Genomic DNA, 13,889 nt, shown 5'->3' with positions numbered 1-13,889 from the left:
ATCGTGCTAACGATCTACAACACGCTCAGCAAGACCAAAGAAGTCTTCAAGCCCCTGGATGGCAACAAGGTGCGCATGTACGTGTGCGGCATGACCGTGTACGACTACTGCCACATCGGCCACGGCCGCAGCATGGTCGCCTTTGACCTGGTGACCCGCTGGTTGCGTTTCAGCGGCTATGACTTGACGTACGTGCGCAACATCACCGACATCGACGACAAGATCATCAACCGCGCCAGGGAGAACGGCGAGTCGTTCGACGCGCTCACCGCGCGCATGATCGACGCCATGCATGAGGACGAGGCGCGTCTCAACATCCTCAAGCCGGACATGGAACCGCGCGCCACCGACCACATCGCTGGCATGCACGCGATGATCCAGACCCTGATCGACAAGGGTTACGCCTACGCTCCAGGCAATGGCGACGTGTACTACCGCGTCGCCAAGTTCATGGGCTACGGCAAGCTGTCGCGCAAGAAGATCGAAGACCTGCGCATCGGCGCCCGCATCGAAGTCGACGAAGCCAAGCAGGACCCGCTCGACTTCGTGCTGTGGAAAGCCACCAAGCCCGGCGAGCCGAGCTGGGAATCGCCGTGGGGCGCCGGGCGTCCGGGCTGGCACATCGAATGCTCGGTGATGTCCACCTGCTGCCTGGGCGAGACCTTCGACATTCATGGCGGCGGCAGCGACCTGGAGTTTCCGCACCACGAAAACGAAATCGCCCAGAGCGAAGCCGCCACTGGCAAGACCTACGCCAATGCCTGGATGCACTGCGGCATGATTCGCATCAATGGCGAGAAGATGTCCAAGTCCTTGAACAACTTCTTCACCATCCGCGACGTGCTGGAAAAGTATCACCCGGAAGTGGTGCGTTACCTGCTGGTGTCCAGCCATTACCGCAGTGCGATCAACTACTCGGAAGACAACCTCAAGGACGCCAAGGGCGCCCTTGAGCGGTTCTACCACGCGTTGAAAGGTTTGCCCGCCGTGGCCCCGGCTGGTGGTGAGACGTTTGTGGCGCGGTTTACCGAAGTGATGAACGACGACTTTGGTACACCGGAAGCCTGCGCGGTGCTGTTCGAGATGGTGCGCGAGATCAACCGCTTGCGCGAGACCGACCTCGACGCGGCGGCGGGCCTGGCGGCGCGCTTGAAAGAGCTGGCCAGCGTGCTGGGCGTGTTGCAGATGGAAGCCGATGACTTCCTGCAAGCCGGTGCCGAGGGGCGCGTGGATGCGGCTGAAGTGGATGCGCTGATTCAGGCGCGCCTGGCTGCGCGCGCAGGCAAGGACTGGGCGGAATCCGACCGTATCCGTGACCAACTGACCGCGATGGGTGTGGTGTTGGAAGACGGCAAGGGCGGAACGACATGGCGCTTGGCTGACTGACGCTGGGTTGCTGCAGGCAGAATGAAAAACGCCCCGACTGGTTCGGGGCTTTTTTTGTTTCAAACCCGTCCCTGTGGCGAGCAGGCTTGTCCTGCGTTGGGCTGCGCAGCAGCCCCAAAACCAGGCGCTGAGCCGTATCAGGTACACCGCGTTTTGCTGGGTTGGGGGCGCTTCGCACCCCAACGCAGGACAAGCCCGCTCGCCACAATAACCCACACACTTTCCTTAACTGAGCGGCATCAAGGCAGGCCCGCTCGCCTGAGGTCCTCCGGATAAGCTTGCGTCGTTTTACCGCGTTATTTCCCAGGGTTCGTGAGACAGAACCTACTGACCCTGTATGAAGCATGGAACCCCCTGTGTCCCCTTTGCCACTGAGCGAGTGGGCCCTTTTTGGGCAGCCGACGAGTCAGTGGAGAAGAACCTAAGATGTTGAATCCAGCAGTGACGGGTTTTGTAGGTGGGCACGTACGTTACGCGCCAAGTCAGTTGCAAATGCAGGGCAGGCCTGCGGCGTTCGAGGCAGACGTTGCCGCAGTCAGACAACTGCTGAACGAGTGGCTTCGTGCGACGCCAGACGCCAGGCTTCGTATGGCGCCAGGTGTGATTGACAGGTTGAAGGTGTTTCGAGAGAGGGTGGGGGATGCGACCTTCAAGCACAATGTCAATAAGCTGATTCATAAGGTGGACGCCTACGTTCAGCTCCATGCAAATGAATCTCCCAGGCACGATGCGGGTCATCGGCCTACGTTCCACAGACCTGCACTGCGTAATCCTCAGCGTTTTGAGCATCGGGCCCCCCCTCAACGCGCGAGTCAGCACGACTTCTACACCGCAAAGAGTCATCCTGGCAGGAGACCCGGTGTTGGCAATCAACCCGGTAATATCTGGAGCGGTTTCAGCCAGGGCAGGGAGAGAAACTGCGTCACGGTTTCAGCCATAAAAGCGGCGATGATGAGGTTCGGTCAAAAACCTGCTGATATTTTCAGGGAAGTCAGCCTTGAGGGCGATGGCTACAAGGTAGTGATGCGCGATGGTCGCTGGTTTCATTTGTCCAAGGCCGAGCTGGCGCACGCTGCCCGTCGATCTGATTTCAAAGGGACTGATCCGGCGATGCTCGCGGATGCCCATTTTCTATACGCGGCCAGCGCCAAACGGGCGCAATTGGAAAATAACGACGGTTATGCCTGGAGAAGTTTTGATCATGCGTTAACTAGCCTCAACGATGCTGAATACGATACTGAGGGGCTGCAACGTCTGGGCTTGAACGCTTATGTTCGAAGAACCAGCGTTCAACATCTGGCGAGGGGGCAGCTTGGTATTGTTGCTCACGACGTTCCAATCGGCATGGGGGCTGAGAGGCATTCTCTTGCAGTCATTAACGGGCGTGAGGAGGTATGGGGCAGGCAAGGCTGGTATCCACCTACCCATGTTGATGCCTTCGCATTGGCTTTGGTTTAAGGGTGGGCTGGGCGATGTGATCGGTCGTCGAACACCACCAAACGTCGGGAGAGATCAAGTCTCTCCCTCTTTTGGATTTTGCGTATTCCAGGATCAGCGGCGGCTGCTGACTTCGGCCGGAACGTCATCGCCAGCCATTCGTTTACGGAACAAGGCGGTTCGGGCCAGTAGTAGCGTGGTCACCGGCACCGTGATCGACAGCAACACCGGAATCAGCCAGCCGTGCAACACCGGTGCGGACTTGAGCTGCGAAAAGTAGATGATCGACGCCAGCGCCACACACCAGGCGCCCAGCGTCGAGGCCAATGCTGGCGGGTGCATGCGCTGGAAAAAATCCTTCATCCGCAACAACCCGAGCGCACCGATCAGCGCGAACACGCTGCTCGAGACCAGCAGCACCCCGACGACGATTTCCATCCACAGCGGCATCATTCAATCACCTCCCCACGCAGCAAAAATTTGGCCAGGGCGAACGAGCCCACGAAGCCGAACAGCGCAATCAGCAACGCCGCTTCAAAGTAGGTGTCACTGGCATAACGGATGCCCAGCACCAGCATCATCAGCATCGCCAGAATGTACAGGTAGTCCAGCGCCAGTACGCGGTCCTGGGCCGACGGGCCCTTGAACAGGCGGATCAGGGTCAGCACCATCGCCAGCGAGAACAGGAACAGGCTGAGCAGGATCGCATTGGAGAGCAGCGGGCTCATTCGAAGATCTCCATCAGGGGGCGCTCATAGGCGGATTTGAAGTGCTCGATAAACGGCGCTTCATCCTCCAGGTCGAACACATGCAACAGCAGCACGCTGCGGTCCAGCGCCAGTTCCGACCAGATGGTGCCGGGCACCACGGTGGTGATCATCGACAGCGCGGCCAGGCCGTTGGGGCTGCGCAGGTCCAGAGGGATTTTGACAAAGCGTGAGCGCGGCGGACGCGAGCCGCACATCAACACGGCCCAGGCCACTTGCAGGTTGGACACAATCACATCGCGGCCCACCAGCAGAAACAGGCGGATGATCACGCCGGGGCGGCGCAGGCTGATCGGTTGCGGGCGCAGCGGCGCCATCATCAGCGGGGCAAGAAACCCCAGCAGCGCGCCGAGCAACAGATTGCCCGGGCTCACCGACAGGTTGAGCACCAGCCACAGCACCCACAATGCCAATGACAGCCACGGCGCAGGCAGCAAGCGCTTCATGGTTGCACCTCCAGGGCGGCGGCCTTGCCTTCAGGGCTCGGTACCGGGCGTGTGGCCATCACCGCCATCACATAGCGCTCCGGGTTGTTCAGGCTTTTGGCGGTCGCCAGGGTATAACGCATCAACGGCTCGGCCTTGAAGGTCAGCGCGATGCACAGGCCCAGCAGCAAAAAGATCGGCACGCACTCATAGCGGCGCAGCAGCGGCGACGGACGCTCTTCCGGGGTCCAGAAACGCTGGGTGCCCAAGCGCGCAAAGGCGATCAGCGAGGCCAGGCCCGAGAGAATCAACAGGGCCACCAGGCCCCAGGCGGCCGGGCGAATCGGCTCACTGACCGCATTGCCCAGCCCCAGTGGATTGACCAGCGCACTCAACAGACTGAGTTTGCCGATAAACCCGGACAACGGCGGCATGCCGATAATCAATAACGCACAGGCGACAAAGCTCAGGCCGAGGAAGGCCATGGTCCACGGAATCACCTGGCCGACCACGGCTTTCTGCTCGTCATCGAGGTTGACGCCGGGGCGCGGATGCAGGGATTCCATGGCCTTGGGCAGCGCGTCGATTTCTTCATCCAGCGGCAGGTCATTGGCCGAGCGTGACCGCTCGATCAGCTCCGCCAGCAGGAACAGCGCGCTCAAGGCCAGGGTGGAACTCACCAGATAGAACAGCGCGCCGGCCGTCAGGCTGGGCTGGGCAAAACCCACCGACGACAGCAGGATGCCGGCCGACACCAGAATGCTCAGGCTGGCCATGCGCTCCAGCCGTTGCGCCGCCAGCATCGCCAGTGCCGCGCAGACGATGGTAGCCATGCCGCCGTACACCAGCCAGTCGCCGCCGAACAGCGCCGACGCGCCGGCCTGGCCGGAGAACAGCAGCGTCCACAGGCGCAGCACGGTGTATACGCCCACCTTGGTCATGATCGCGAACATCGCCGCCACCGGCGCGCTGGCCGAGGAATAGGCCGGGGCCAGCCAGAAGTTCAGCGGCCACATGCCGGCCTTGGCCAGGAATGCCGTGGCGAGGATCGCCGCACCCGCATGCAACAAGCCACGATCGGCCTCCGGCACCAGCGGGATTTTCAGCGCCAGGTCGGCGAAGTTCAGCGTGCCGGTCACGCCGTAGATCATCGCCGCGCCAATCAGAAACAGCGACGAGGCCAGCAGGTTGATCGCAATGTAATGCAGCCCCGACGACACCCGCGCACGGCCGGAGCCGTGCAGCATCAGGCCGTAGGACGCGGCCAGCAGCACTTCGAAAAAGACGAACAGGTTGAACAGGTCGGCGGTGAGAAACGCGCCATACAGGCCCATCAGCTGGATTTGGAACAACGCGTGGAAACTGGTGCCGGCCCGGTCCCAGCGGGCCATGGCGAACATCAGCGCGCTCACGCCAATGATGCCCGTCAGCACCAGCATCAGCGCCGACAATTGATCCACCACCAGCACGATGCCGAACGGCACCTGCCAGTTGCCCGGCAGGTATACGCCGATCGAGCCCGGACCATCCTGTTGCGTCCAGTACAGCAGCAGCACTGCGACGCCGACGCCGAGCAGGCTCGACAGCAGGTTGATTTTGGCCTTCAGTGGTCGGCGTTTCTCGCCCAGCATCAGCATCAACCCCGCCGTGAACAACGGCAGCAGAATCGGGGCGACGATCAGTTGATTGACCCAATTCATTCCTTGGGCTCCCGACCGTCGACATGGTCAGTGCCGGTCAGACCCCGAGACGCCAGCAACACCACCAGAAACAGCGCGGTCATGGCAAAGCTGATCACGATGGCCGTGAGCACCAGCGCCTGGGGCAGGGGATCGGTGTAATTGAGCAGGTCCTGAGGCACGCCGTCCTTGATGATGGGCTCCTTGCCGATAAACAGGCTGCCCATGCTGAAAATGAACAGGTTGACCCCATACGACAGCAGGCACAGGCCCATCACCACCTGGAAGGTCCGTGGCCGCAGGATCAACCAGACGCCCGAGGCCGCCAGCACTCCAATGGCAATTGCGATGACTTCTTCCATCAGGCGGCTCCTTGTGTTGCGGCAACCACTTTGGCCTGGTTGCTCGGTTTATGGGCACGCACCGATTGGTGACCCAGGGCGGTGAGCATCAGCAGGGTCGAACCGACCACCATGGCGTACACGCCGACATCGAAGAACAGCGCGCTGGCGACATGAATATCGCCCAGCACCGGCAGGCTCAAATGCCAGGTGTGAGTGGTGAGGAACGGATAACCGGCGAACAACGCGCCCAGCCCTGTGAGGGTGGCCGAAAGCAACCCGAAGCCCATCCAGCGCATCGGCCGCAGGTTCATTTGCGCCTCCACCCACTGGGTACCGGCCACCATGTATTGCAGGATAAACGCCACCGACATCACCAGGCCGGCGACAAAGCCGCCGCCCGGTTGGTTGTGGCCGCGCATGAACAGGTAAAACGACACCACCATCGCAATCGGCAGCAGCAGGCGCACCAGCACCGCCGGCACCATCATGAAGCCCAGCGCGGTGTCGCTGGCCTGGCGCGGGTTGACCAGATCAGTGGCCACGTCCGGCGCCAACTGGCGCTGTTGCGTGGGTAGCTGCATGCTTTCCTTCGACGGGCGGAAGCGCCGCAGCAGGGCGTACACGGTGAGCGCCACGGCGCCGAGCACGGTGATTTCGCCCAGGGTGTCGAAGCCACGAAAATCCACCAGCATCACATTCACCACGTTGCTGCCGCCACCTTCGGGCAGGGCACGGCTGAGGTAGAACGAGGAGATATCGTTGGGCGTTTGGCGGGTCAGCATCGCGTAGGACAACAGCGCCATGCCGCCGCCGACCGCGCTGGACAGCAGGAAGTCACGCAGGCGGCGGATGCGCGCCTTGCGCAACGTACTCGGCAGGGGTGAGACCTCCTCGATCCGCCGTGGCAACCAGCGCAGGCCCAGCAGGATGAGCACGGTGGTCACCACTTCGACCACCAGTTGGGTGAGCGCCAGGTCCGGTGCCGAGAACCACACGAAGGTGACGCAGGTCATCAGGCCGCACACGCTGATCATGGTCAGGGCCGCGAGCCGGTGGTATTTGGCTTGCCAGGCGGCGCCCAGGGCGCAGGCGATCGCCAGTACCCACAGGGTCACGAAGACCACCGAGCCAGGGATCTTCGGCCGGTCGCCCCAGGTGAGGCCGCTGCCCAGTATGGGGATCATGCCGCCGATCACCGCCACCAGCACCAGCAGGAACAGCTGGGTTTGCAGGCGCTTGGTGCTCAGGCGTTTTTCGATTTTGCGCACGCCGCGCATCATCACCACCAGGCTGCGCTCGAAGCCGCGTTTGCCATTGAAGTAGCTGATCAGCGGCGGGTATTTGAAGCGGCCGCGCTTGAGTTGTTTGCGCAGCATCAGGTACAGCACCACGCCACCGGACATCGCCACCAGGCTCATGATCATTGGCGCGTTCCAGCCGTGCCAGATCGCCAGGCTGTACTCGGGCAACACGCCACCCACCACTGGCAGGGCCGCCGCCGCGAGGAGCGGGCCGATCACCTGGGCGGGGAAGATCCCCACCAGCAGGCAAGTAAACACCAGCAGCTCCACGGGGGCGCGCATCCAGCGCGGCGGTTCGTGAGGGGTGTGGGGCAGGTCGGTCGCCGGCGGGCCGAAGAACACGTCGACGGTAAAGCGCAGCGCGTAGGCCACGCTGAACGTGCCGGCAATGGTCGCGATCAGCGGCAGGGCAATTTCCACCCATTCAGTCGACGAGATAAACACGGTTTCGGCAAAGAACATCTCTTTGGACAGGAAGCCGTTCAGCAACGGCACGCCGGCCATGGACGCACTGGCCACCATCGCCAGGGTCGCGGTAAACGGAATCAGGCGTACCAGACCGCTGAGCTTGCGGATATCCCGCGTGCCGCTTTCGTGGTCGATGATGCCCGCCGCCATGAACAGCGACGCCTTGAAGGTGGCGTGGTTGAGGATATGAAACACGGCGGCGACCGCCGCCAGCGGGCTGTTGAGGCCCAACAGCAGGGTAATCAGCCCGAGGTGGCTGATGGTGGAATAGGCCAGCAAGCCCTTGAGATCGTTTTGAAACATGGCGCAGTAAGCGCCGAGCACCAGGGTAATGGCGCCGGCACCGCCGACGATCCAGAACCATTCTTCACTGCCCGCAAGCGATGGCCACAGGCGGGCCATGAGGAACACGCCGGCCTTCACCATCGTTGCCGAGTGCAGGTACGCAGAAACCGGGGTGGGCGCCGCCATCGCGTGGGGCAGCCAGAAGTGGAAGGGGAACTGCGCGCTTTTGCTCAGCGCGCCGACCAGCACCAGGGCCAGCATCACCGGGTACAGCGAGTGCGCGCGAATCTGATCGCCCGCCACCAGCACCTGATCCAGGTCATAGCTGCCGACGATATGCCCCAGCAGCATCACCCCGGCCAGCAGGCACAGGCCACCGGCACCGGTGACCATCAACGCCATGTAGGCGCCGCGTCGTGCATCGGCGCGGTGGTGCCAGTAGCCGATCAACAGGAACGAGAACAGGCTGGTCAGCTCCCAGAAAAACACGATCTGGATCAGGTTGCCGGAAATCACCAGGCCGAGCATGGCGCCCATGAAGGCCAGGAAAAACGCGAAGAAACGCGGCACCGGGTCCTCGGGCGACATGTAGTAGCGCGCATACAGCGACACCAGCGTGCCGATGCCGAGCACCAGCATCGAGAACAGCCAGGCGAAGCCGTCCATGCGCAGCACGAAGTTCAGGCCGAGGCTTGGCAGCCAGGTGAATTCTTCGCGGATCACGCCACCGTAGGCGATCTGAGGGTAAAGCAGGGCGACTTGAACCGTTCCGACCAGGGCCACGAGGCCCGCCAGCAGCGATTCGGTGTTACGTGCGTTGTGCGGCAGCAAGGCCGCCAGACAGCTGCCAATGAAGGGCAGAAGCAGTAGAACTATCAGGGACATAGGCTTCTAATCTGCGGGAGTTTGGGATGCATCATACGTGCCGCTTTGGCGATCACCAAACAGCAAGGTGTGGCAGGATCCTACAGGAACAAGGAAAAACAGTTACAAGCTGCAAGAGGATTTGGATCGTTCCTGCTTTTCAGTGTAGGAGACGTCCTGATGGGCGGAGCGCATATTTCTTGCCGCTTGCCGCTTGCCGCTTGCCGCTCTAACGCTCAGTCTCTCCAACACCTTCATCAGCGACAGCCTTCGAGCTGTCCCTCTTCATCTCGCTCACAACCACCGCCACCACAATCAGTACCGCCCCCAGTATTGCAATCGGCGGGAAGCGCTCGCCGGCAATCCGACCGACCACGCCTGCCCACACCGGCTCACCGGCGTAGATCAGCGTGGCCCGTGTCGGCGAAACGCTCTGTTGCGCCCAGTTCATCGCCACCTGGATCACCGCACTGGTCAGGCCCAAGCCCACCGCGCTGAACAACAGCAACCACGAGAACCCTGGCAGGGCTTCGCCCATCGGCACCACCATGAGGAACGACAGCAACGACGCGGTGGCCAGTTGCACCACGGTCACCCGGCGCACATCCACCTGCCCGGCGAAGGCGCTGATGAGGATGATTTCGGCGGCAATCGCGACTGCCCCGATCAACGTGGCGATTTCCCCCGCGCTGAAATTTAGCGAAGCGCCCGCCGGTCCGGTCAACAGCATCAACCCGGCAAACGCCAGCATGATGCCAATGCTCGGCATCAACCCCGGGCGCCGGCCCAGCACCAGCCATTGCAGCAACGGTACGAAGGGCACATACAGAGCGGTGATGAACGCCGACTGGCTGCTGAGAATGGTCTGCAGGCCGATGGTCTGCAAACCGTAGCCGAACATGATTGCCACGCCAATGAATACACCGGCCTTCAGTTCGAACAGGGTCAGGTCGCGCAAGGTCCGCACGGAAAAGAAACCCACCACAATGGCGGCGGCGGCAAAGCGCAGCCCCACGAAGAACATCGGCCCGCTGACCGCCATGGCGTGCTGCACCAGCAAAAAGGTGCCGCCCCAGATCATGGTGATAACCACCAGGATGCATTCGGCTTTGCTGAAACGGTTGAAGCGCGACGGGGAGTTCGAGGGGGTCATGGCGGCTCGGTCTTGCAAGGGAAGGGCACGGACCGCACAATGCGCCGCACGCTGGGCAGTATACTGCGCACACCCACCCAATGAGCAATATAGTGCACAAAGAAAATCCCCACCGGGCCTCGGTCCTGCAGCACGTCAGCCAGAACGTGCGCCGCCTGCGTCATGCCGCCGACCTGAGCCAGACGGCGCTTTCGGAAAAATCCGGGGTGAGCCGACGCATGCTGGTGGCCATCGAGGCCGGCGAGAAAAACGTCAGCTTGTCCACCCTCGACCGTGTGGCCGAAGCGCTGGACGTGGCCTTCAGCGACCTGATCCAGGCGCCGGATGCACCCGATCACAGCCGCATCAACGAGCTGGTCTGGGCCGGCGAGATCCCCGGCAGTAAAGCCATGTTGCTGGCCAAGGCCACCGCGCGCCGCGAAGTCGAACTGTGGGAGATGCACCTGGCGCCGGGTGATCACTACAACCCCGGTCTCGACCCGGACGGCTGGAGCGTGCAACTGTTCGTGTTCGAAGGCTGCCTCACTTTGCTGGTGGGCGATAATGAAAAGCGTGTCGCCGCCGGAGAGTTCTACATGTTCGCCAGCCGCGAGGTGCAAGGCTACCGCAATGATGGCGAGGTGGCCTTGCGGTTTGTGCGCAACGTTGTGATCTGACTGTTGGTGCGGCAACAGTGGCTGGACACTTTGCTGGTTTGAGCCCTGTCAAAAATTCCCGAATATCGCGGCAAATTACTGATTTTGCTGGTGATTACATTCAGGCACGACTCCTGCAGTCACTCCGATAACCTATCGGAGCCTGGAGTCGGCCCATGTCAGCCCACCCTCAATACCCTGCCCACCTTATCCGCTCGGACGCCGAAGCCATCGAGGTCGCCACTCGCCTGGCCACGCGTTTTGCCGTCGAGGCCAGCGCGCGCGACCGTGAGCGTCGCCTGCCAGTGGCCGAACTCGACGAGTTTTCCGCCAGCGGCCTGTGGGGCATCACGGTACCCAAGGCCTACGGCGGTGCCGGCGTGTCCTATGTGACGGTGGCCGAGGTGATCAAACTGATCTCCGCCGCCGACCCGTCCCTGGGCCAGATCCCGCAGAACCACTTGGGCATCGTGGATATCCTGCAGCAAACCGCCAGCGAATCTCAAAAGCACCATTACTTCGAAAAAGTCCTCGCGGGCTACCGTTTCGGCAACGCGTTCTCCGAAGCCAAAAGCAGGAACGCCGGCACCTTCGACACGCAGATTCGCTTCCATGGCGACACCGCGCAGATCGACGGCGAAAAGTTCTACTGCACCGGTGCGCTGTTTGCTCATATCGTGCCCACCGTCGGCAACAACGAACACGGCCAGGCGTTTATCGCCCTGCTTGAACGCGATGCGCCGGGACTGAGCGTGATCGACAACTGGGACGGCTTCGGCCAGCGCACCACTGCCAGCGGCGGCGTGACCCTCGACGGGGTGACCGTGCCGCTGAGCGCCGTCATTGCGGCGCATGAGGCCTTCGACCGGCCCACCGCCCATGGCCCCATCTCACAGATCATCCAGGCCGCCGTCGACACCGGCATTGCCGTCGGCGCGCTGGAGCAGGCCAAACTGCACGCGCGCCAGGCCCGCCCATGGATCGACAGCCAGCAGGACCACGGCTGGCAGGATCCTTTCACCATCGCCGGCATCGGTGACCTGCAATGGCGCGTGCACGGCACCGAGGCCATTCTCGCCAGGGCCGGCCGCGCGATCGACCTGGCACTCGCCGAACCCAACGAAGACACGGTCGCCAACGCGTCGCTGATCGTGGCCCAGGCCAAGGTCCTGTCGGCTGAAACCGCGTTGCTCGCCAGCAGCAAGCTGTTCGAACTGGCCGGCACCCGCTCGGTGACCGGCAAACACAACCTCGACCGCTTCTGGCGCAACGCGCGCACCCACACCCTGCACGACCCGGCCCGCTGGAAATACCACCTGATCGGCAATTACGTGCTCAACGGCGTAAAACCTGCGCGCCACGCCTGGAACTGAGGAACCCCTGCCCATGACCGCCCTGAACCAAGCCCGCCAGTTGCTGGAAACGACCCGACGCTTCGTCGCCCACAGTGACGACCCCTATGTCATCAGCCGCTTCGGCGACCTGCAGATCCGCGTCGATCTGGCCGCAGCGCTGCTCGAACGCGTGGACACCCACCCCAGCCCAGTGGCGCTCACCGAGGCGCATATCGCCGCCGCCGAAGCCCTGATCGCCGTAAGCAACGCCGAATTCGAACTGACCGGCCAACGCACCGCGCTGCCGTCGAGCCTGGACGACCCGTTGCGCCACAAATACCGGACCGTCGGCAACTATCACCTCAACGGAGTGCTTTGATGGCCCGTGAAATCCGCTTGAACGCTTTCGACATGAACTGCGTCGGCCACCAGTCCCCCGGCCTGTGGGCCCATCCGCGTGATCGTTCGTGGCAGTACAAGGACCTGGAATACTGGACGGACCTGGCGAAAATCCTTGAGCGCGGCAAGTTCGACGGCCTGTTCATCGCCGACGTGCTGGGCATCTATGACGTGTACAACGGTACGGGCGACGCGGCGATTCGCCAGGCGACTCAGGTGCCGGTCAATGATCCCTTGTCGCTGATCGCACCGATGGCGCTGGTCACTGAGCACCTGGGCTTTGGCCTGACCGCGTCATTGTCGTTCGAGCACCCGTATCCGTTCGCCCGCCGGCTATCCACGCTGGACCACCTGACCAAAGGCCGCATCGGCTGGAACATCGTCACGTCCTACCTGGAAAGCGGCGCCAGGAACCTTGGCCAGAACGCCCAGACCGAACATGACGCGCGCTATGACTACGCCGAGGAATACCTTGAGGTCTGCTACAAACTCTGGGAAGGCAGTTGGGAGGAGGGCGCGGTGCTGCGTGACCGTGAGCGGCGGATTTTCAGCGACCCGAGCAAGATTCACGAGATTGGCCATGTGGGCAGACACTTTCAGGTGCCTGGCATTCACCTGTGCGAGCCGTCGCCGCAGCGCACGCCGGTGCTGTACCAGGCCGGTGCTTCGAGCCGTGGCAAACAGTTCGCCGCCGAGCAGGCCGAGTGCGTATTCGTCGCCGCACCGTCCAAAGTGCTGCTGAAAAAAACCGTCGCCGATATTCGCCGCCGCGCCGAAGAGGCCGGACGCGATCCGAGGAAAATCCTGATCTTCAACCTGCAGACGGTGATCGTCGGCGAGACCGATGCCAAGGCCAAAGCCAAGTTCGACGACTACAAATCCTATGTCAGCTACGAAGGCGCCATGGCGCTGATTTCCGGCTGGACCGGCATCGATTTCAGCCGTTTCCAGCCGGATGAACCGCTCAAGCATGTGCACACCAACGCCATCCAGTCGGCGGTGGAAGCGTTTTCCACGGCCGACCCGAACAAGGTCTGGACGCCCACTGAACTGGCCGATTGGGTCGGCATCGGCGGGTTCGGTCCGCTGTTCGTCGGTGGCCCGCAAACCGTCGCTGACTTGCTGCAGGAGTGGGTGGAGGAGACCGACGTGGACGGCTTCAACCTGGCCTATGCGCTGACCCATGAAACCTTCATCGACGCGGTGGACCTGCTGGTGCCCGAACTGCAGAAGCGCGGCGTGTACAAGACCGATTACGCCCAGGGAACCTTGCGCGAAAAGCTGTTCGGCGACGGCGCCCGCCTGGAATCCAGCCACCCCGGCGCCGCTTATCGCGACCTGTCTGCCGCGCCACAACGTCGGTTGAATAACCGATAGCGCTGTATTCAGCTAGGCGTCCCACGGTGACGTGC

General features: G+C 62.4%; 13 protein-coding genes. 6 read left to right on the top strand and 7 right to left on the bottom strand.

The genetic code is table 11. The features are described 5' to 3' along the window. Nucleotides 1-3 precede the first annotated feature (3 nt). A complete protein-coding gene (cysS, locus tag TU75_RS15795) occupies nt 4-1,386 on the top strand; it encodes a cysteine--tRNA ligase (protein ID WP_060549455.1) in 1,383 nt (460 codons plus the stop codon). A 426-nt stretch (nt 1,387-1,812) separates the two neighbouring features. After that, nucleotides 1,813-2,844, top strand: a complete 1,032-nt coding sequence (locus TU75_RS15790; protein ID WP_060549454.1) for a hypothetical protein — start codon at nt 1,813-1,815, stop codon at nt 2,842-2,844. A gap of 93 nt (nt 2,845-2,937) precedes the next feature. Here the strand turns inward: TU75_RS15790 and TU75_RS15785 are convergent, their stop codons facing one another. From TU75_RS15785 to TU75_RS15755, 7 genes are all read right to left on the bottom strand, one after another. Further along, complete coding sequence (locus TU75_RS15785) at nt 2,938-3,276, bottom strand: Na+/H+ antiporter subunit G (RefSeq protein ID WP_015372428.1); 339 nt, start codon at nt 3,274-3,276, stop codon at nt 2,938-2,940. After that, complete coding sequence (locus TU75_RS15780) at nt 3,273-3,551, bottom strand: K+/H+ antiporter subunit F (RefSeq protein WP_003232029.1); 279 nt, start codon at nt 3,549-3,551, stop codon at nt 3,273-3,275. Before TU75_RS15780 ends, TU75_RS15785 begins: the two co-directional genes overlap by 4 nt. Continuing rightward, the gene (locus tag TU75_RS15775) at nt 3,548-4,036 is read right to left on the bottom strand and encodes a Na+/H+ antiporter subunit E (RefSeq protein WP_003232031.1); all 489 of its coding nucleotides are present in this window, start codon (nt 4,034-4,036) and stop codon (nt 3,548-3,550) included. Before TU75_RS15775 ends, TU75_RS15780 begins: the two co-directional genes overlap by 4 nt. After that, on the bottom strand, nt 4,033-5,715 hold the full coding sequence (locus tag TU75_RS15770; RefSeq protein WP_015372427.1) for a monovalent cation/H+ antiporter subunit D: 1,683 nt from the start codon (nt 5,713-5,715) through the stop codon (nt 4,033-4,035). The genes TU75_RS15775 and TU75_RS15770 overlap by 4 nt, the downstream gene beginning before the upstream one ends. Next, nucleotides 5,712-6,056, bottom strand: coding sequence for a Na+/H+ antiporter subunit C (locus TU75_RS15765; protein ID WP_003192163.1), 345 nt, complete (start codon nt 6,054-6,056; stop codon nt 5,712-5,714). Before TU75_RS15765 ends, TU75_RS15770 begins: the two co-directional genes overlap by 4 nt. Next, nucleotides 6,056-8,977: a monovalent cation/H+ antiporter subunit A gene (locus tag TU75_RS15760; RefSeq protein ID WP_003232033.1), complete on the bottom strand. Its 2,922-nt coding sequence runs from the start codon at nt 8,975-8,977 to the stop codon at nt 6,056-6,058. Before TU75_RS15760 ends, TU75_RS15765 begins: the two co-directional genes overlap by 1 nt. Nucleotides 8,978-9,185: 208 nt before the next feature. Beyond that, nucleotides 9,186-10,109, bottom strand: a complete 924-nt coding sequence (locus TU75_RS15755) for a DMT family transporter (RefSeq protein WP_060549453.1) — start codon at nt 10,107-10,109, stop codon at nt 9,186-9,188. A 92-nt stretch (nt 10,110-10,201) separates the two neighbouring features. Between TU75_RS15755 and TU75_RS15750 the strand changes: the two genes are divergently transcribed. The 4 genes from TU75_RS15750 (at nt 10,202) to TU75_RS15735 (ending at nt 13,854) form a co-directional block, all read left to right on the top strand. Further along, nucleotides 10,202-10,765: a helix-turn-helix domain-containing protein gene (locus TU75_RS15750; RefSeq protein ID WP_003232036.1), complete on the top strand. Its 564-nt coding sequence runs from the start codon at nt 10,202-10,204 to the stop codon at nt 10,763-10,765. A 155-nt stretch (nt 10,766-10,920) separates the two neighbouring features. Further along, nucleotides 10,921-12,117, top strand: coding sequence for an SfnB family sulfur acquisition oxidoreductase (locus tag TU75_RS15745; protein WP_003232037.1), 1,197 nt, complete (start codon nt 10,921-10,923; stop codon nt 12,115-12,117). A gap of 13 nt (nt 12,118-12,130) precedes the next feature. Continuing rightward, on the top strand, nt 12,131-12,457 hold the full coding sequence (locus TU75_RS15740; protein ID WP_003232039.1) for a hypothetical protein: 327 nt from the start codon (nt 12,131-12,133) through the stop codon (nt 12,455-12,457). After that, nucleotides 12,457-13,854, top strand: a complete 1,398-nt coding sequence (locus tag TU75_RS15735) for an LLM class flavin-dependent oxidoreductase (RefSeq protein ID WP_060549452.1) — start codon at nt 12,457-12,459, stop codon at nt 13,852-13,854. The genes TU75_RS15740 and TU75_RS15735 overlap by 1 nt, the downstream gene beginning before the upstream one ends. Nucleotides 13,855-13,889 lie beyond the last annotated feature (35 nt).

Source organism: Pseudomonas poae (genome assembly GCF_001439785.1).
Lineage (GTDB): Bacteria > Pseudomonadota > Gammaproteobacteria > Pseudomonadales > Pseudomonadaceae > Aquipseudomonas > Aquipseudomonas poae.
Note: the sequence above shows the minus strand (reverse complement) of the source record. Positions and strands in the feature narration are given on the sequence as shown.

Excerpts from the sequence above, each read along its gene's own strand:
- TU75_RS15755 (WP_060549453.1), bottom strand. The coding sequence starts at position 10,109 with ATGACCCCCTCGAACTCCCCGTCGCGCTTCAACCGTTTCAGCAAAGCC.
- TU75_RS15735 (WP_060549452.1), top strand. The coding sequence starts at position 12,457 with ATGGCCCGTGAAATCCGCTTGAACGCTTTCGACATGAACTGCGTCGGC.
- TU75_RS15765 (WP_003192163.1), bottom strand. The coding sequence starts at position 6,056 with ATGGAAGAAGTCATCGCAATTGCCATTGGAGTGCTGGCGGCCTCGGGC.
- TU75_RS15785 (WP_015372428.1), bottom strand. The coding sequence starts at position 3,276 with ATGATGCCGCTGTGGATGGAAATCGTCGTCGGGGTGCTGCTGGTCTCG.
- TU75_RS15790 (WP_060549454.1), top strand. The coding sequence starts at position 1,813 with ATGTTGAATCCAGCAGTGACGGGTTTTGTAGGTGGGCACGTACGTTAC.
- TU75_RS15780 (WP_003232029.1), bottom strand. The coding sequence starts at position 3,551 with ATGAGCCCGCTGCTCTCCAATGCGATCCTGCTCAGCCTGTTCCTGTTC.
- TU75_RS15740 (WP_003232039.1), top strand. The coding sequence starts at position 12,131 with ATGACCGCCCTGAACCAAGCCCGCCAGTTGCTGGAAACGACCCGACGC.
- TU75_RS15770 (WP_015372427.1), bottom strand. The coding sequence starts at position 5,715 with ATGAATTGGGTCAATCAACTGATCGTCGCCCCGATTCTGCTGCCGTTG.
- TU75_RS15775 (WP_003232031.1), bottom strand. The coding sequence starts at position 4,036 with ATGAAGCGCTTGCTGCCTGCGCCGTGGCTGTCATTGGCATTGTGGGTG.
- TU75_RS15760 (WP_003232033.1), bottom strand. The coding sequence starts at position 8,977 with ATGTCCCTGATAGTTCTACTGCTTCTGCCCTTCATTGGCAGCTGTCTG.
- TU75_RS15745 (WP_003232037.1), top strand. The coding sequence starts at position 10,921 with ATGTCAGCCCACCCTCAATACCCTGCCCACCTTATCCGCTCGGACGCC.